Annotated in this window: 18 protein-coding genes and 1 tRNA gene; 11 read left to right on the forward strand and 8 right to left on the reverse strand. The window is 62.6% G+C overall.

All coding sequences use genetic code 11. From position 1 onward, the window contains the following. Nucleotides 1–154 precede the first annotated feature (154 nt). From QMG84_RS21440 to QMG84_RS14180, 5 genes are all read left to right on the forward strand, one after another. Complete coding sequence (locus tag QMG84_RS21440) at nucleotides 155–997, forward strand: PQQ-dependent sugar dehydrogenase (RefSeq protein WP_350356496.1); 843 nt, start codon at nucleotides 155–157, stop codon at nucleotides 995–997. Between the two features lie 362 nt (nucleotides 998–1359). Beyond that, nucleotides 1360–2250, forward strand: a complete 891-nt coding sequence (locus tag QMG84_RS14165) for a substrate-binding domain-containing protein (protein ID WP_281928674.1) — start codon at nucleotides 1360–1362, stop codon at nucleotides 2248–2250. Between the two features lie 87 nt (nucleotides 2251–2337). After that, on the forward strand, nucleotides 2338–3147 hold the full coding sequence (locus tag QMG84_RS14170; RefSeq protein WP_202072366.1) for a hypothetical protein: 810 nt from the start codon (nucleotides 2338–2340) through the stop codon (nucleotides 3145–3147). Between the two features lie 108 nt (nucleotides 3148–3255). Further along, nucleotides 3256–4041 carry a cyclase family protein gene (locus QMG84_RS14175; RefSeq protein ID WP_281928676.1) on the forward strand — a complete coding sequence of 262 codons (786 nt, stop codon included), beginning with the start codon at nucleotides 3256–3258 and terminating at the stop codon, nucleotides 4039–4041. Nucleotides 4042–4099: 58 nt separating this feature from the next. Then, nucleotides 4100–4894 (forward strand): TOBE domain-containing protein, encoded by a 795-nt coding sequence (locus tag QMG84_RS14180; RefSeq protein WP_202072364.1) that lies wholly within the window; start codon nucleotides 4100–4102, stop codon nucleotides 4892–4894. A 394-nt stretch (nucleotides 4895–5288) separates the two neighbouring features. Here QMG84_RS14180 and QMG84_RS14185 read toward each other — a convergent pair whose 3' ends face one another. Continuing rightward, entirely contained in the window at nucleotides 5289–6044 is a 756-nt protein-coding gene (locus tag QMG84_RS14185) for a helix-turn-helix domain-containing protein (RefSeq protein ID WP_246744789.1), read from the reverse strand. Nucleotides 6045–6788: 744 nt separating this feature from the next. Between QMG84_RS14185 and amoC the strand changes: the two genes are divergently transcribed. The 5 genes from amoC (at nucleotide 6789) to QMG84_RS14210 (ending at nucleotide 11086) form a co-directional block, all read left to right on the forward strand. Then, nucleotides 6789–7559, forward strand: a complete 771-nt coding sequence (gene amoC, locus QMG84_RS14190) for a bacterial ammonia monooxygenase, subunit AmoC (protein ID WP_202072363.1) — start codon at nucleotides 6789–6791, stop codon at nucleotides 7557–7559. A gap of 214 nt (nucleotides 7560–7773) precedes the next feature. Beyond that, entirely contained in the window at nucleotides 7774–8544 is a 771-nt protein-coding gene (gene amoA, locus QMG84_RS14195) for a bacterial ammonia monooxygenase, subunit AmoA (RefSeq protein WP_202072362.1), read from the forward strand. A gap of 69 nt (nucleotides 8545–8613) precedes the next feature. Continuing rightward, the gene (gene amoB / locus QMG84_RS14200; RefSeq protein ID WP_202072361.1) at nucleotides 8614–9900 is read left to right on the forward strand and encodes a bacterial ammonia monooxygenase, subunit AmoB; all 1287 of its coding nucleotides are present in this window, start codon (nucleotides 8614–8616) and stop codon (nucleotides 9898–9900) included. 241 nt (nucleotides 9901–10141) lie between these two features. After that, nucleotides 10142–10837: a hypothetical protein gene (locus QMG84_RS14205; protein ID WP_281928679.1), complete on the forward strand. Its 696-nt coding sequence runs from the start codon at nucleotides 10142–10144 to the stop codon at nucleotides 10835–10837. A 175-nt stretch (nucleotides 10838–11012) separates the two neighbouring features. Then, nucleotides 11013–11086, forward strand: a tRNA-Gln gene (locus QMG84_RS14210). 116 nt (nucleotides 11087–11202) lie between these two features. Here the strand turns inward: QMG84_RS14210 and arsA are convergent. From arsA to QMG84_RS14240, 6 genes are all read right to left on the reverse strand, one after another. Next, nucleotides 11203–12963, reverse strand: a complete 1761-nt coding sequence (arsA, locus tag QMG84_RS14215) for an arsenical pump-driving ATPase (protein ID WP_281928680.1) — start codon at nucleotides 12961–12963, stop codon at nucleotides 11203–11205. Nucleotides 12964–12972: 9 nt separating this feature from the next. Further along, nucleotides 12973–13332, reverse strand: a complete 360-nt coding sequence (gene arsD / locus QMG84_RS14220; protein ID WP_281928682.1) for an arsenite efflux transporter metallochaperone ArsD — start codon at nucleotides 13330–13332, stop codon at nucleotides 12973–12975. Between the two features lie 10 nt (nucleotides 13333–13342). Continuing rightward, on the reverse strand, nucleotides 13343–13765 hold the full coding sequence (gene arsC, locus QMG84_RS14225) for an arsenate reductase (glutaredoxin) (protein ID WP_281928684.1): 423 nt from the start codon (nucleotides 13763–13765) through the stop codon (nucleotides 13343–13345). Nucleotides 13766–13767: 2 nt separating this feature from the next. Then, nucleotides 13768–14274, reverse strand: a complete 507-nt coding sequence (locus tag QMG84_RS14230; RefSeq protein ID WP_281928685.1) for an ArsI/CadI family heavy metal resistance metalloenzyme — start codon at nucleotides 14272–14274, stop codon at nucleotides 13768–13770. A 13-nt stretch (nucleotides 14275–14287) separates the two neighbouring features. Continuing rightward, on the reverse strand, nucleotides 14288–14602 hold the full coding sequence (locus QMG84_RS14235; RefSeq protein ID WP_202072355.1) for an ArsR/SmtB family transcription factor: 315 nt from the start codon (nucleotides 14600–14602) through the stop codon (nucleotides 14288–14290). Between the two features lie 105 nt (nucleotides 14603–14707). Continuing rightward, a complete protein-coding gene (locus QMG84_RS14240) occupies nucleotides 14708–15049 on the reverse strand; it encodes a hypothetical protein (protein WP_281928688.1) in 342 nt (113 codons plus the stop codon). Nucleotides 15050–15170: 121 nt separating this feature from the next. Here QMG84_RS14240 and QMG84_RS14245 point away from each other — a divergent pair, with 121 nt between their 5' ends. Beyond that, nucleotides 15171–15767 (forward strand): cysteine dioxygenase family protein, encoded by a 597-nt coding sequence (locus QMG84_RS14245; protein WP_281928689.1) that lies wholly within the window; start codon nucleotides 15171–15173, stop codon nucleotides 15765–15767. A 64-nt stretch (nucleotides 15768–15831) separates the two neighbouring features. Here QMG84_RS14245 and QMG84_RS14250 read toward each other — a convergent pair whose 3' ends face one another. Next, entirely contained in the window at nucleotides 15832–16233 is a 402-nt protein-coding gene (locus tag QMG84_RS14250; RefSeq protein WP_281928691.1) for an Hpt domain-containing protein, read from the reverse strand. Nucleotides 16234–16370: the final 137 nt, after the last annotated feature.

Genomic DNA, 16370 nt, shown 5'->3' on the forward strand with positions numbered 1-16370 from the left:
CCAGCACGGACGCGATCAGCTCGCGGAAAACTGGCCCAAGCTCTACACGCCGCAGCAAGGCGCCGATCTTCCCGCCGAAGAGCTTCTCGAGCTGCGTGAGGGCGCCGATTACGGCTGGCCCGAATGCTATTATGACGGCTTTCAGAAGAAGCTCGTGCTCGCGCCCGAATATGGCGGCGACGGCGGCAAGAAGGTGGGCGTCTGCGCGGATAAGCAAGGGCCCATCGCCGCTTTTCCGGCCCATTGGGCGCCGAATGCGCTGCTCGCCTATCGCGGCGGGCAATTCCCGACCGCCTATCACGGCGGCTTCTTCATCGCTTTTCATGGCTCGTGGGATCGCGCCCCCTTCCCCCAGAGCGGCTACAATGTCGTTTTCCAACCCGCGAAGAATGGCAAGCCCGCGGGCGATTTCATCGCCTTCGCCGATGGTTTCGCGGGCGGGGCCAAGGAGCCCGGCGGCGCGGCGCACCGGCCCTCGGGTCTCGCGCAGGGGCCGGACGGCGCCCTTTACGTCTCCGACGACACCAATGGCCGCATCTGGCGCATCACCTACCATGGCGACATTGCGCAGGGCCTCGAAGCCGCGCCCGCGCCCGCGCAGACCGCAGGGCGCGCGAAGGAAGCCGGCCCGCCGGAGGGCGTCAATCCGGAAGCCGGGGCCCTGGAAGGGAAAAGCCTGCCGGTCCCGCCGGGCGCAACGGACGCGCAAGTCGCTTTGGGCGAGCGCATTTTCAACGGCCATGCGGCGGGCGGGACCTGCGCCAGTTGCCATGGCGCGAACGGCAAGGGGGCGCCGCTGGCGCCCGACCTGACGAGCGGCAAATGGCTCTGGTCGGACGGGAGTCTGGAGTCGATCCGGGAGGTGATCGCCCAAGGCGTCGCCAAGCCGAAGGAATATCGCAGCCCCATGCCGCCCAAAGGCGGCGCACAACTGAGCGACTCGGACGTGGCGGCTGTGGCGGCCTATGTCTGGGCGATCGGGCATCAAAATAAGTAATCCGAGATCCGCTTGATTGGTTCGGTGTCATTCCCGACGCTCGCGCAGCGAGCGATCGGGAATCCAGAGCCAAATCAGCGCTTTTGTGGCCCTGGATTCCCGATCGGGCCTTCGGCCCGTCGGGAATGACAAGCCCCAATCCGAGCTATTCAAACGGAAACGGTAATAAGCTAGCGCCAGGAGGCGACCTCGGCCGACTCGCCCTGCAATCATGCGTCTTTATTTCAAAACGTCGCGGCGCATCCTCTGCCCCCCGCACCCCCAAACGTGCTGTATTTTTATGCACTCCGAACGGCGCCAGGACGTTTCCCGCCTGTCTAATCTATGCAAAATTTCCGCGAATCGCGGAAAGGAATTTGCGGATGTCCGATTACTTCACGACCCGCGAGCTTGCGGCGCTGCTGCGCGTGAAGGAGCGCAAGGTCTACGATCTGGTTTCAGAAAAGGCGCTGCCGGTGCGGCGCGTGACGGGAAAGCTGCTCTTCCCGAAAAAGGAGATCGAGGCCTGGATCGCCGGCAGCGGCGAGGAGAGCGCGTCGATGGAGCGAGAGTCGGCCGCGGCACATTTCCCGCTCGTCATGGCGGGCGGACACGACCCGCTCCTCGAATGGGCGCTGCGCGAATCGCGGTCGGGCATTGCGGCGCTGCTCGATGGCGCGCTCGATGGTCTTGCCCGGTTGAAGTCGAAAGACTGCGTCGCGGCGGGGTTGCATATTCCCTCAGCGCGCCTCGACGATTGGAACGTCGCAGCCGTGCAGGAGGCGATGGGCCGCGAGCCCGTCGTCCTGTTGGAGTGGGCCAAGCGCAGTCGGGGCCTCATGTATCGCCCCTCCCCCGGCCAGTCGATCACATCGCTCGCGGATATCGGCGATCGTCGCTTCCAGTCGCGCCAGCCGGAGGCCGGCAGCGAGCTGGTGCTCTCGCAACTGCTGGCGAAGGAGAAGATGCGAAAAACCGACCTGAACGCGATCGAGGCGATCGAACGGTCGGAGACCGACCTCGCCATGGCGATCGCCTCTGGCCGCGCCGATGTCGGGCTCGGGATCGAAGCCGCGGCGAATCAGTTCAAGCTCGCTTTTGCGCCGCTGGTGGTCGAGCGTTTCGATATCCTCGTGTGGCGCAAGGCCTATTTCGACCCGCCGTTCCAGAAGCTGATCCGCTTTTGCGCCAGCGACGCCTTCCGCGACCGGGCCGCCGCTCTCGGCGGCTATGATTGCGCAAACCTCGGAACCGTCCACTTCAACGGCCCCTGAGAATCCCTCGAGCGGTCGAGCGATGCGTCGGCCCAATCTTGCCAATTCGGGCCACACGGGGCTTAATCAGGCGGGGGAGCGGGTCCAATGTCCAGTGAATTAACCGTCTTGGTGTGCGGCATCGGCGAAGACGCCTCGGCCGTGGCGCGTGGGCTTTTTGGCGAAGGCTATGCGGTCGCTTTGCACAAATGCGCGAGCCCGCTCACCCTGCGACGCCGCATGAGCTTCGCCGACGCCTGGTACGACGGCTACGCCGTCCTCGACGGCGTCGAAGCCCGGCGCGCCGATGTGGCGTCGGAATTTATGCTCGGACTGCAAAGCCGCGCCTTCATCCCCTTGCTGCGCGGGCAGCTCGCCGATGTGATCGAGCGCTGGCCTTGGCACGTCATCATCGCGGCGCGGGAAGACAAGGAAGATGACGTCGGCTCCTTCCTCAATCTCGCGGAGTTCACGATCGGCCTCGGATCGAGCTTCTCGCCGGGCGTCGATTGCGACGTGGCCATCGCCACCCACGGACCCGACCCAGGCGCGATTCTGCGCGCCGGCGACGGCTGGCCAAAGGAATGGCCGGAAACGCAACATAGCGTCGTCTCGGCTCCCGTCTCGGGGCAGTTTCGCGCCGACATGCCGATCGGCGCGCTGGCGACGCAGGGCGCGCCCATCGGATATATCGGGGAAACGCCGATTCCCGCGCCGCTCGGCGGACGCATCGTCGGCATTGCCCGCAGGGAGCAGGCGGTGGCCGAAGGCGCGCCCATCGCGGAGATCGCGGAGAATGTGACGGCGCGGGTCGCCGGCGTCAGCCGCCGAAGTCAACTCGTTGCGCGCGCCGCTTCCTTCGCGATCGAACTGGAGAATGAGGGAATCAAGCCCTTCTCCTTCGAGGACTGGGGCTAGCGCCACTAGAGCCGCGCATGGACCGCGAGCCTTCAGGCTCGCAATCGTTTGGCGAGCCTGAAGGCTCGCGGTCCACGACGCCTCAGAGAATTTGCATAGAGAATTTCCATGACCCGTCTCAAACCAAAGCGCATCGTCGATCTGTCCAAGGAAATCGTCGATAACCCGAACGACCCCTTCTTCATGCGCGTGAAGATCAAACACCACGGCCATCGCAAGGCGCGTTGGCTGGTGCGGGCGCTCGGGCTTCCCTTCCGGCTTTTCCCCAAGGATTTCGCCGGCTGGGCCGATGACACGATCACGCGCATGGGCGTCCATTCCACGACCCATATCGACGCGCCGTGGCATTACGGCCCGGAGCTTTCCGACGGCCGCCGCCCCGCGACGGTGGATGAAATGCCCTTGGACATGTGCTTCGGCCCCGGCGTCGTCTTCGACATGCGCCACAAGGCCGACGGCGAGGAGATCACTGTCGCCGATATGGAGCAAAACCTGCGCGACAGCGGCGCGGCGCTCGGCGACGGCGTCATCGCCCTGATCCACACTGGCCGCGACCGCCTGCAGGGAACGAAAGACTATTGGAAACGCGGAACCGGCATGAGCGCGCCGGCGACCGAATGGCTGATCGACAAAGGCGTTCTGGTGATGGGCATCGATCAATGGGGCTGGGATCTTCCGTTCCATCATCAAATCCGCGTCTCCAAAGAGAAAAACGACGAGAATCTCTTCTGGCAGGGCCATCTCGTCGGCCGTCGCAAGCCCTATTGGCAGATGGAGCAATTGCGCGGCCTCGACCAATTGCCGAGCCATGGCTTCGACGTGGCGATCTTTCCGCTGCGTTTGAAGGGCGCCTCCGCCGCGCCGGCGCGCGTCGCCGCCTTTCTTTATGAGTGAGGCGTCGACCGAGGATATGATAGACGTGACGTGAAACTTGTCAGCGGGCGCGAGACGGATGACGACAGCCAAAAAGATAGACGCGCTTCTTGCGCTCCGCAGCGAGGGCAAATTTCTCATCGGGCGGGACCGAATCAAGGTGCTCGAGGCCGTTGCGCAGCATGGAAGCATTTCCAAGGCGGCGAAAGCGGCCGGCTTCAGCTACAAAGCGGCGTGGGACGCCGTCGCCGCCATCAACAATCTGCTGCCGAGCCCCGCCTTCGTTACGAAGGCCGGCGGCAAGAGCGGCGGCGGCGCCGAAGTGACGCCCGAGGGCCGCAAGCTGATCGAGACCTTTCACAGGCTCGAGGACAGATTGTCGAGCATCTCCTCGATGATTGCGGAAGTGGGCCTCGACGGGCAGGAGGATTTTCTGCTGTGGGGCGTCGCGGTGCGCATCTCGGCCCGCAATGTTTTCCAGGCGGAGGTCGTCTCGATCAAGAAGTGGCCCGTCGACGTCGAGGTCACTTTGCGAATCTCCGGCGAGCACACCCTCCTCGCCATCATCACCAATGAAGCGACTGAGGAGCTCGATTTGAAACCCGGCCGTAAGGTCGCCGCTCTGGTCAAATCCTCCTTTATCGAATTGAGCGCGCCGCAGGAAACGCCCAAGGAAGCCCGTAACCGCTTTGCCGGCGTGATCACGCGCCGCATCGACGCCGAGCGCAACTGCGAGCTGTTGATCGACATCGGCTCTGGAAAGACGATGACCGCTGTCCTGCCGAGACAGGACGTCGAAGCGATGGGACTCTCGGAAGGGGGCAATGTCGTCGCCCAATTCGCGCCGCAGAATGTAATTCTCGCGGCGGATTGAGAGACCCCCTCCCCAACCCTCCCCCGCCAAAGCCCGTCGAAAGACGGGCGTCTTTCGACGCCCTATGTCGGGAGAGGGGGCAGAGCGTGGCCTTCGTCCAGAACGCGGATCAATCCAGAGCCACATCAGGGACCTGGATTGCTTCGCGTCGCTCTCAATGACCCTGGTTTTGCTCTACGGCTCGCGTCGCGAGCACCTGGAATGATACCGTTTCCGGTTGAATTGCTCGGATTGCGGCTTGTCATTCCCGACGGGCCGAAGGCCCGATCGGGAATCCAGAGCCACAAAAGCGCTGGTTTGGCTCTGGATTCCCGATCGCTCGCTGCGCGAGCGTCGGGAATGACACCGAACCAATCAAGCGGATCTCGTATGACTTGATGGTCGCAAGGGCTGGCTAATTGCCGCCGCCGGCCTGCTGATTTTCGAGTTCGCGAAGGCGCGCCCGAATCGTTCGCCAATTGGGGACAGGGAGCGCCTCTTCTTTGCACTGGCGCGCAATCTCTTGAACGAGCGTGCTGAATCGCGGCCGCTCCGGCTCGGCGACAAAGGCCGCCAACGCCGTTTCTATGATGCGCTCGCGCTTGGGATCGAGCCCCTTTGTGCCCTTCGGGCGCCCCACGGAGCGCGCGGACGACGGAGCGATGGCGCCGCAGGTGCGAAACGACTTCATCATGCGATAGGCCGTCGCGCGGGAGACGCCCAAATCTTTCTTCAGCTCATCGACGATCGTCCGCGTCGGCGCACGATTCACATGGGCCAGAAGGCAGCGCAGCGCGTCTTCCCGCCTGCGCTGCAACGTGAGATTTTGCCTGTCTTCTCTACTATCCATGGCGTCGTCTACATTTTGTTTATTCTTGTGATTTTCTGACATTTCAACGGCGGCCGTGTGCCTGACGGAGCGATTTAGGGCTTTTCCGATATCGGCTCCAGGAGTGGCAACCGGAAGCCAGGCCATCATTTCTCTCATAAATACAAAGCTAAGGGAATGTTTGATTTTCCGCCCCTGACGGGCCGCGCGCCAGAACCGGGGGGCCAGCGTCTCACCCGCGCCCCCTGCAACAACGGGAACGGATGTCGAATATTCAAGGGGTTCTTGCCAAAAATAGAAATGTTCAAAAGTTGAACCGACGATTTTTGTGCAGTGAGACAATTTTATACATGCTCTGCTTCAAAGTGTCGCACGCCGGACTCATCCACAGGCGCGATTTTTACATTCAGTGGACTCTCGCTGAAATGCCGGACCTTTTACCGCCATTGCGTCGCACAAACAAAAATGTCCCGACTCGATTTCTCGAGCCGGGACAAAATCGCTGGGAGAAAGGGTTGGTTTGCGCGCTCAGAGATTGAGCATGCGGTTCACCGTCGGGATGAAGACGGCGAACAGGAAGATGATGAATCCGATCCAGAACGCGACCCAGCCGAGTTCATTGGCGGAGTGAAATGTTTTCATTGCTTGGCGCCTCCCTAGTTTCTAAGGCCGTTGTTCAGCCAAGCGCACATAATCGTCGGACGAAGCTTCAAATCAACAGACTTTGGTGCGGCAGAAAGTCGCGATTCACAAGTATCATCATAATATACATCAGTCTCATATTTAAATGCACACGCAAGAATCTCAGTTTAAAATACATGTATTTGATACAATTCAATGCAATGCGCTCAATTGACGCAGTTTTGGCATCAACTGGGCAATTGACGTTGCTCATCCTGTCCATGATAGCTTTCGACCCTGTCAGGAATGCTTTCTCCATAGCCTAAAGTGCTTAGAAAGCATTGAAAGTCTGCCTGATAGACATGAAAGGACACGCAACTTCGCGGGAATCTTTCGCCCAAAAACGGCGCGAAAGCTTCGCGTGGGTGCGCGAACCCAGTTCAAACTGAAAACTGGAGGAGAGGAATGTCACTAACAGAAAAAGCAGGGGTAGCGGCCAAGGCGCAGACGGACTCGATCGTGAATTACCGTCCGGCCTATCTCGCCATGGCGGCGCTGGGCACCTTTTACGTCGGCATCCGAATCTATGAGCAGTATTTCGGCTGGAAAGCCGGCCTCGATTCTTTCGCGCCGGAGTTTCAGACCTACTGGCTCAACATCATGTGGACCGAGCTGCCGCTCGAGTTCATCGCCTTCTGTGCGGTCGGCGGCTATCTTTGGAAGACCCGCGACCGCAACATCAACGCTGTCGCGCCGCGCGAAGAAATGCGTCGCCTCATCACGCTGATCGGCTGGCTGCTCGTCTACGCCTTCACGGTTTACTGGGGCGCGAGCTACTTCACCGAGCAGGACGGCACCTGGCATCAGACCGTCATTCGCGACACGGACTTCACGCCGTCTCACATCCTGGAGTTCTACCTCAGCTACCCGATCTACATCATCGCGGGCTGGGGCGCCTTCATGTATGGCCGCACGCGCATTCCGCAGTTCGCGAACCGCATCTCGCTGGCCTTCCTGCTGTTCTTCGCCGGTCCGTTCATGATCTTCCCGAACGTCGGCCTGAATGAATGGGGCCACACCTTCTGGTTCATGGAAGAACTGTTCACGGCGCCGCTGCATTGGGGCTTCGTGTTCTTCGGCTGGTTCGGCCTCGCCATGTTCGGCACCGTGCTGCAGATCCTCGGCCGCGTGATCGAGCTCAGCAAGGAGTACGAAAAGGACGTGCTCGCGATCTGATCGCGAGTGTCGCTCTCGGTGGCGCGCGCATCGCTCCCAGGGCGCGCGCGAGACCGAAGAAGAAGCGGCCGCTTTCGACAATTTCTCCCTCTGATGTCGCGAGCGGCCGCTTCCGGCCGACGCCAAGAGCGCTGCGGCCCGATCGCAGAAAAGCGCTCGGCAAAAACAAAACCCGGCGGCATCGCCGGGAGGAACAATCAAGGAGAGACAAGATATGTCTATTTCGAATGAAACGGCTCCGGCGGCAGGCCGGGCCTGGGCGTCGAAGGAGGAATTCCTCGGCTGCGTCAAGCTGACCGACTGGATCCTGCTTCTCGTCCTTTTCCTGGTGCTGCTCGGCTCGTTCCACATCCACTACATGCTGCTCGCCGGCGACTGGGATTTCTGGATCGACTTCAAGGATCGCCGTATGTGGCCGACCGTGGCGCCGATCGTCGCCATGTGCTTCGCCGCCGCCGCGCAGTCCTTCTTCTGGCAGAAGTTCCGCCTGCCCTTCGGCGCGACGGTCGCCTGCTTTGCGCTGCTCGTCGGCGAATGGATCAACCGCTACGACAACTTCTGGGGTTGGACCTTCTTCCCGATCAATCTCGTCTTCCCGTCCGCGCTGATCCCGATGGGCTTCTGGCTCGATGTGATCCTGCTGCTCTCGGGGAGCTGGATCGTCACGGCGGTGCTCGGCGCGATGGGCTGGGGTCTGCTGTTCTATCCGAGCAACTGGCCGGTTCTGGCGCAGTTCCACCAGGCCACCGAGGTCGACGGCGTTCTGCTGACGCTCGCGGATCTCATCGGCTTCAACTACGTCCGCACGGGCACGCCGGAATACATCCGCATGATCGAGCGCGGCACGCTGCGCACCTTCGGTAAGGACGTCGTGCCGGTCGCGGCCTTCTTCTCCGGCTTCGTCTCCATGCTCGTCTACTTCCTCTGGTGGAAGGTCGGCGGCTGGTTCTCCACGACGAAGTATCTCGAGAACGACGACATCTAATCGAAACACCGAACAACGGCCGGGGCGCAGAGCCCCGGCGCAGAAGACGACAAAGGGAGTCGAATACAGATGAAACAATCTTTCTTCCAGAAACTGGCAAGAACGGCGTCGGGCCGCGCAGGCCGTCTGCTCGCCGTCGGCGCGGCTGCGATCGTCGCCGCCACGACCTTCGCCGCGACGCCGGCCGCGGCGCATGGCGAACGCTCGCAGCAGGCCTTCCTGCGCATGCGCACGCTCAACTGGTATGACGTGAAGTGGTCGAAGACGACGCTGAACGTCAATGAAGAGATGGAGCTCACCGGCAAGGTCCACGTCTTCTCCGGCTGGCCGCAGGCCGTCGCGAAGCCGCAGGAAGCCTTCCTCAACGTCGGCGAACCCGGCCCGGTGTTGATCCGCAAGAGCGCCTTCGTCGGCGAAGTGCCGGTGCCGCGCACCTTCTCGCTGGATGTCGGTCAGGACTATGACTACAAAATCGTCCTGAAGGCGCGCCGTCCCGGCCGCTTCCACGTCCACGTCCAGGTCAATGTGAAGGACGGCGGTCCGATCGTCGGCCCCGGCCAGTGGATCGAGATCAAGGGCGACATGAAGGACTTCACCAATCCGGTGACGCTCCTCGACGGCTCGACGATCGACCTCGAATCCTACGGCATCAACTGGACGTACGCATACCACTTCCTGTGGATGGGCGCTGCGGCTGTGTGGATCCTCTACTGGTTCATGCAGAAGGGCATCATCGTCCGCGGTTGGCAGGTTGCGGCCGGTAAGAAGAACGAGATCATCACGACGGCGGACAAGCGCTTCGGCGGTCTGTGGCTCGCCGGCTCGATGCTCGCGCTGCTCTTCTTCTATGCGCAAGCCAACAGCCAGTTCCCGCGCACGCTGCCGATGCAGGCCGGTCTGCTCACGGGCATCTCGCCGCTCTACCTCGGACAGGACACCGTTACGGCGCATTATTCGGGCGGCTCCTACAAGGTGCCGGGCCGCGAGCTGACCGTGAATCTCCGCATCACCAACAATGGCAAGGAGCCGCTGCGGATCGGTGAGTTCACCACGGCGGGTCTGCGCTTCCTCAACCCCGACGTGTTCACCAGCCGTCCCGACTTCCCCGACTATCTGTTGGCGGATCGCGGCCTGTCGCTCGACGACTCGACGCCGATCCAGCCCGGCGAGACCAAGAATGTGGTCGTCACCGTGCAGGACGCCCGCTTCGACGTCGAGCGTCTGTCGGATCTGGCCTACGACACGGACAGCCAGTTCGGCGGCCTCCTCTTCCTCTTCAGCCCGTCGGGCGAGCGTAAGCAGGTGGAGATCGGCGGTCCGGTGATCCCGAAATTCCAGCTTGGCGCTGCGCTCTAAGCTGAACAGCTCTTCACGCGGCTACTCTTCCTCTTCTCCGCGTGTTGGTGCGACTTGCCCGCCGGGTCTTCCTGGCGGGCATTTTTATTTTCACGGCCTACGGCGGCGCGTCGAACGTCGTCCGCGGCAAGGGTCTCGCCCGAGAGACGCATTTCTGTTAAGCTTCTGTTGGTTTCCGACTGCCGTATCTGTTCAGAGTCCGACTTCTTTGATTCAGCAATCGCGAGAAAGGACTTTTGCCATGCGCGAAAATGGTCCTGCCGCCTTTTTCAGGGCGGCCTCTCGACGCTTCCGCGATGCGATCGAAGCCCGTCGCGGCCAGGCGGGCCTCATCGGCGTCCTCTGCGCGCAGGCTTTCGAGAGTTTCGACAAGACGGTCCCGGCGCTGCCGCACGCTGCGGGGCTTGCCTGTGAAAGGGAGTGTTCAGGCTGCAGCCGGCTGCGCGCCGTCGCCACGGGCCCGGAGATATTTCTGTTGGCGCATTTCCTTTACGGCGTGGAGCGTGGCGGCGCGGCCAAGAGCGATGACGAGGCGCAACGCCCAGACCATCCCTCGCATTGCCCCCTCGTCGAAAACCGCCTCTGCCGCGCCCATAAGCTGCGCCCGCTCGCCTGTCGCGGCCTCGCCTGTCTCGGCGCGCGCGACTGCGACAAGCTCGCCTGCGCCGCCGACAACGGCGAAGACAATGAAGCGTCGCTCTCGAAGCCCCATCTCGTCGTGCGTAGCCTGGTGCAGAACGCGATGATGAATGCGCTTCGTTACGAAGGGATGTCCTGGGGTCTGTACGAGATCGCCGCAGGCTTGCGAATCGTTCGCGACGCCCCGATGGCCGCGCGCGAATGGCTGGCCGGGGGCGATCCGCTCGCGCCAGCCTCGGCGCCGGAGTTCGACCGACAGCGCGCCGCCGCAATTTTCGACACGATCGACCGCCTCTAGCGCCCCTCCCCCGCTGCGAACGGCGGCGGGATGTGATGGCTTGCGAGAGACACGCGCGCGCGTCGTCCGATATGCGCCGCTCGAATAGACAAGTTCGCTGGACCACGCGACAAGCTGTTGACAGCGCGCGCCGCTCTCTCTAGATCACGTCCGGTCACGGCGACACGCCGACCGTTGGGGGATAGTTCAACGGTAGAACAGCGGACTCTGACTCCGTTAATCTTGGTTCGAATCCAGGTCCCCCAGCCACTGATTTCCTTGCGCTTTCTTCCTTGCCAATAAGACCGTCGGGAATTCTTATTCTCTGTTCGAACTTTCGAATGGCGCCCTCGCCAAGCTCCGGGCCGCAGCGCTGGTGATGGGCGTCAAGGATCGTGGTCGGCCAGTTTCAGAAGGCGTTCGACGCCGACGGGTTCTTCCTCGAGCAGCGGCACGGCGGCGTAGCGGCGGGCATGGACCGTCGCCACCTTCTCCACTTCGGCCAGCTCATTTTGAGCGCGCTTGCGTAAGAGGGGCGCGCGCGGGCGCGCCGCCGCCACGCTGTTATTGATGACCCATGCCCATGGCTCGATCCCGGCGCGCCGCAGATCAGCTTGCAGGTTAGCGGCTTCGAGGACGGGCGTTGTCTCCGCCAAAGTGACAAGAAGGACCTTCGTCCGCTTCGGATCCTGAAGCTGCATCATCGGGGTCGTGTAATGCGCGCCTTTGGCGTCGAGCATGCGTGCGACCTCGCGGTGATAAGCTCCCGTTGCATCCAGCAGCAGCAGCGTATGGCCGGTTGGCGCGGTGTCCATGACCACGAATTTCTCGCCCGCCTCGCGAATGACGCGCGAGAAGGCCTGAAAGACCGCGATTTCTTCAGTGCAGGGCGAGCGCAAATCCTCATCGAGCAGCGCGCGCCCTTGGGCGTCGAGATGCGCCCCTTTCGTCCGCAACACTTCCTGCCGATAGCGCTCCGTTTCGCCGTGTGGATCGATACGGCTGACTGTCAGATGCGCCATGGAGCCGTGCAGCGTCTCGGTGAGATGTGCGGCGGGATCGGAGGTTGTGAGGTGAACCGGCAGCCCGCGCCGCGCCAGCTCGACGGCGACCGCCGCCGCCAGTGTGGTCTTGCCGACGCCGCCCTTCCCCATCAGCATGACCAGCCCATGGCCTTCGGCGGCAATGTCATCGATGAGATCGGAGAGGCTTGGCGCACGAAGCGCGACCGACTCCCCCGCCGCCGCGTCCGGCTGAGGCGCGGTTTCAACAAGGAGCTGGCGCAGGGCGGCGAGGCCGACGAGGTTGAACGGCTTCAACGGCACATCATCGCGGGACAAGGCGCGCAGTTCGTCCGGCATCGCGGCCAAGGCCGCTTGCTCACGTCCATAAATCGCCTTGGCGAGCGGATCGAGCGTCGCTTCCGTCTCGGGCAACAGCCCATTGACGATCAGGAATTGCTGGGTGAGGCCGATCGCCGCCAGCTCGCCATGCGTGCGCGCCGCTTCGCGCAGCGCTGAATTCTGGGCGCGGGCGACGAGGATAAGACGGCTGCGTCGCCCGTCCGCGAGCGCCTGCACGGCGGCATTGTATTGCGCGCGCTGTTTTTCGAGTCCTGCCAGCGGCCCGAGGCACGAGGCGTCGCCTTTTCCCGCCTCAAGGAAGCCGGACCAGGCGACGGGCAGTTGCAGCAACCGGATGGTGTGGCCGGTTGGCGCGGTATCGAAAACAACGTGATCATAAGCCGAGGCGATCTGGGAATCAGTCAGCAGCGCTGTGAATTCGTCGAAGGCGGCGATTTCCGTCGTGCAGGCTCCCGAAAGCTGTTCCTCAATGCCTTTGACCACGGTCTCCGGCAGTTTGCCGCGTACCGGGCCGACGATGCGGTCGCGATAGGCTTGCGCCGCCGCCTCCGGGTCGATCTCAAGGGCAAACAGCCGGGGAACGTCGCTGATCGGGGTGATTTTGTTTCCGATAGAAACCCCGAAAACCTGGCCGACATTCGAGGCCGGATCGGTGCTGACCAACAGCACCCGGCGTCCCGCTTCGGCGAGCTGGATCGCCGTGGCGCAGGCCAGCGAGGTTTTGCCGACCCCACCCTTGCCGGTGAAGAAGAGGAAACGCGGCGCGCTGTCGAGGAATTTCATTGCGTCATCTCAGCAGCAGGAGGTCTTGCCACCACAGCACGAGCCCTGTGCGGTTTCGGCGGCTTCCTTGACGCCCGCCCAGCGCGCCAGCTCGGCGCGACTGGGATAGCGTCCGGCAAGCGCAATATCGCCGTTGACGAGGATCAGCGGCAGCGCCTCCTGCCCCGAGCGCTCGAGAAAGCCTTTCACCGTGGCGTTGTCTGCAAAGGCCGTCGGTTGCTGGGCGAGATTGAAGCGTTCGATTTGCGCGCCGTTCTTTTTCGCCCAATCGACATCCGCTGCGAAAGTGATAAGCGCCTGATCGGCTTCGACGCCGCAAACGCCGGTGCTGCAACAAAGGGCGGGATCGAAAACGTGAATGGTTGTCATGGAAGTCCTTTCAGGATTGAGGTTGAACAGTCTTGCCGATGACGACTTCGCCATCTTCCTTGGTGAATTCGCCAATGTCCGGATTGGGCAAAATATCGAGCACCGCCTCGGAGGGGCGGCAGAGGCGCGCGCCCTTCGGCGTCACGACGATCGGCCGATTGATGAGGATCGGGTGTTCGAGCATGAAGCCAATCAGCTCGTCTTCCGTCCATTTGGGATCGGCAAGGCCGAGCGCCTCATAAGGCGTTCCCTTCTGCCGCAGCAGCTCGCGCGCGGAAATGCCCATGGCTTTGAGCAACTCGACGAGCTGCGCGCGCGTCGGCGGGTCTTTCAGATATTCGATGACGACCGGCTCCTCGCCGCTTTGGCGGATCATCGCCAGCGTGTTGCGCGAGGTGCCGCAGGCGGGGTTATGATAGATCGTGACCGACACCTTCACGCCTCCGCATCGTGGCGCGCCGCGCCAGAGCAACAAGCGGCTTCAACGACAGGCGCAGGTTTCGAGCCGCAGCAGGGCGAAGGCGCCGCCTTCCCGCCGCTGGTGCGAAATCCCGCGAGCCTCGTATCATCGCCAAAGACTGTGCTTTCGCCGGTGGTCAGAAACGACTCCCACAAAAGCCCTTGCGGGTCCGAGGTCCACGCTTTTTCGGACTCGGCATAGCAGCAGGTTGTCGTGTTCTCTTCCAGCACAGGCCGCTCGGCCCGTTGCAGGCGGCCATAGACTTCTTTCAGCTCTTCAGGCGTTTCGACCTGAATCCCGAGATGATCGACGCCCACCTTTCCGCCGCGCGCCGAAATCGCAAAGTTTACGCGCGGATCATCCATCATCCATTTGGCGTAGTCAGGTTTCGCGACTGTCGGCTCGGAGCCGAAAAGCGCGCTGTAAAAGCTGATGGACGCCGCGAGGTCGTCAACGGAGACATGCACGTGCAAGCGTTTCATGGCGTTCCTTTGGCTAGCAGGTTGAAGAACAGCATCCATCGGCGTCGCCCTGGCAGCAATTCTCGGTCATATAGGCGAGCAAGGCGTTCATGACCGGATATGCGGCCGAGTAGATCAGCGACCGGCTTTCGCGACGGAAGGTCACGAGGTTCGCGTGTTTGAGCTGGTTGAGGTGAAAAGACAGCGTTGCCGGCGGAAGCCCCAGCCGTTCGCCGATTTGCCCCGCAGGAAGCCCTTTGGGTCCGGCCTGGACCAGCAGTCTAAAAATATCGAGACGCGTCTCATGGCCGAGCGCGACAAAGGCGGTTATGGCTTCTTTCTTTTCCATATTTCGAATATAGTGGAAATATGGTCGATGGCAAGGCCCCGGCTAGTCGCGATCAGGCATGAGTGTCTCATCTCTCACGCGATCCTTACGCACGCGCGGCAGTCTTCATGATGAACTCGTCCTCTCGCGCTGCGCTCTCTCCTCCATCAGCGACGAGACGGTGTCCAGCAAGCGGATCGCTGCGGGCAGGCGCGCATGGGCGTCGCGCTGGCGCTCATCCGCGGGCGCCAGGGCGCGCCACCAATCGATGAAACGGCCGATCAACGCCCGCCCCGGTATTCTCGTGAAGGGAACGCCCGGAAAAGCCTCCAAGCCGAACGACGCCTCGACGTCCCGCAGGCAGGCCTCGATGTAACGGGCGTCTTCGCCGCTCAGGGCGAAGGGGCGCTCGGGCGCGCGGCGCACCATGCGGACCTCGCTGAGCTCGGGAATGTAGTCTTTCTTCAATGTCGCCACGCTCCGCCCGCACGTTTTGAGCGCCCATCAATTCTCGTGCCGCCGGCCTGAGGACGCAGCTTGGCGCGATGCTTGCTTTTTAACCGGGCGAAGAATCAACGCCGGGACAGCAATGAGCGCCGCCGAACAGATTTCGCCAACGGACGAACGGGGCCCGATCCCGTCGGCGCTGAAGCGTTTCATTTGGGACATTCAGTCCATGGTCGAGCTTGCCGACAGCGAGCGTGAGATTCTCCTTATCGGCCGCGATCTGATGGCCCGCCTCATCTGCGAAGCGGACGCCTTGCCCGCAGCCTTTTCCGCGACGCCTCCAGGCGCGGCGCGCCAATTCCAGCTCTACAGCGACGCCATGGAGCGCTTTTGCGTCGTGAGCACGATCCTGGCGGGCGGCGCGGCCCTCTCGATCGCGCAACCCGCCGCCTGGGAGATCATGGGCGTGCTCACGGGGGCGATCGATCGCGGCGGCCGGCTTCTGCGGGCGGGGTCGGCGGAAACGCTCGGATCGAAAGGCGGCGACGCCTCACGTCTGTCCAACGCACTCGACGATCAGCTCTCGATCGCGATCCACGTCTATGGCGGAGCGATTGGCGGGCTCAGCCGCCGCCAGCTCGCGCCGGACGGAACGTCCTCGCCGCCGCTCGGCTACGCCAATGGCGAAAACGCCCCGCCTTACGACATTTTTTCGATCCAGACCAACATCCGGGACTGAACGCGGCTTGGATCGTGGAAGCATCACGCGGCGATTTCGATTTCGAATACTGTCTGGCCAAGTATTAGCGTTCGGCGTTATCGAGCAAAGCCCCGATCTCTCGATGCGTGCGTTCGATCTCGGCCACGAGCCTTTCGCATAGCGCCGCGCTTCTAACATCGCCGCGACGCAGCGCCTCCTCATAGGCTTCCGCCGCCTCCCCCAGCGCAAAAGCGCCGACGGCGCGCGCGGAGCCCTTCAAAGTATGGGCCAGATCGGCCCGCGCGCGCGCGTCGCCCGGCTGGCGCGGCGCGCGCAGGCGGGCCGCGAATTGCGCGTTTTGGCTATCGAAAAGCTTAAGCAGTTCGGTTTCGAGCGCTTGATCTCCGAGCGTCTGGCGGGAAAGATGGACGAGATCGAGCGCCGGCGCCGCGTCATCGCCCTCTTGGCGATTGTCCACATGGTTAACGGCCGCAGACTTGGGCATTCGCTTGGGCTCCGCTTTTGCTCGCTTATGCTTTCCAGCCGCTGAAAAGCCGCACTTTTAAGGCGAATCCGTCGAGACCGAAGATCGCTTCCCAAGGGTCCGGCAAAGAAGATTGGCCAGCAGTTCTGAAACCGGCG

Source organism: Methylocystis iwaonis (assembly GCF_027925385.1).
Classification (GTDB): Bacteria; Pseudomonadota; Alphaproteobacteria; order Rhizobiales; family Beijerinckiaceae; genus Methylocystis; species Methylocystis iwaonis.

Bases quoted from the DNA above. Each gene is read 5' to 3' on its own strand.
- QMG84_RS14235 (WP_202072355.1), bottom strand. From the start codon at position 14,602: ATGGAAAAGAAAGAAGCCATAACCGCCTTTGTCGCGCTCGGCCATGAG.
- QMG84_RS14205 (WP_281928679.1), top strand. From the start codon at position 10,142: ATGCGCGAAAATGGTCCTGCCGCCTTTTTCAGGGCGGCCTCTCGACGC.
- arsD (WP_281928682.1), bottom strand. From the start codon at position 13,332: ATGACAACCATTCACGTTTTCGATCCCGCCCTTTGTTGCAGCACCGGC.
- amoB (WP_202072361.1), top strand. From the start codon at position 8,614: ATGAAACAATCTTTCTTCCAGAAACTGGCAAGAACGGCGTCGGGCCGC.
- QMG84_RS14250 (WP_281928691.1), bottom strand. From the start codon at position 16,233: ATGCCCAAGTCTGCGGCCGTTAACCATGTGGACAATCGCCAAGAGGGC.
- arsA (WP_281928680.1), bottom strand. From the start codon at position 12,963: ATGAAATTCCTCGACAGCGCGCCGCGTTTCCTCTTCTTCACCGGCAAG.
- QMG84_RS14165 (WP_281928674.1), top strand. From the start codon at position 1,360: ATGTCCGATTACTTCACGACCCGCGAGCTTGCGGCGCTGCTGCGCGTG.
- QMG84_RS14175 (WP_281928676.1), top strand. From the start codon at position 3,256: ATGACCCGTCTCAAACCAAAGCGCATCGTCGATCTGTCCAAGGAAATC.
- amoA (WP_202072362.1), top strand. From the start codon at position 7,774: ATGTCTATTTCGAATGAAACGGCTCCGGCGGCAGGCCGGGCCTGGGCG.
- QMG84_RS14245 (WP_281928689.1), top strand. From the start codon at position 15,171: ATGAGCGCCGCCGAACAGATTTCGCCAACGGACGAACGGGGCCCGATC.
- QMG84_RS14170 (WP_202072366.1), top strand. From the start codon at position 2,338: ATGTCCAGTGAATTAACCGTCTTGGTGTGCGGCATCGGCGAAGACGCC.
- QMG84_RS14230 (WP_281928685.1), bottom strand. From the start codon at position 14,274: ATGAAACGCTTGCACGTGCATGTCTCCGTTGACGACCTCGCGGCGTCC.
- amoC (WP_202072363.1), top strand. From the start codon at position 6,789: ATGTCACTAACAGAAAAAGCAGGGGTAGCGGCCAAGGCGCAGACGGAC.
- QMG84_RS14180 (WP_202072364.1), top strand. From the start codon at position 4,100: ATGACGACAGCCAAAAAGATAGACGCGCTTCTTGCGCTCCGCAGCGAG.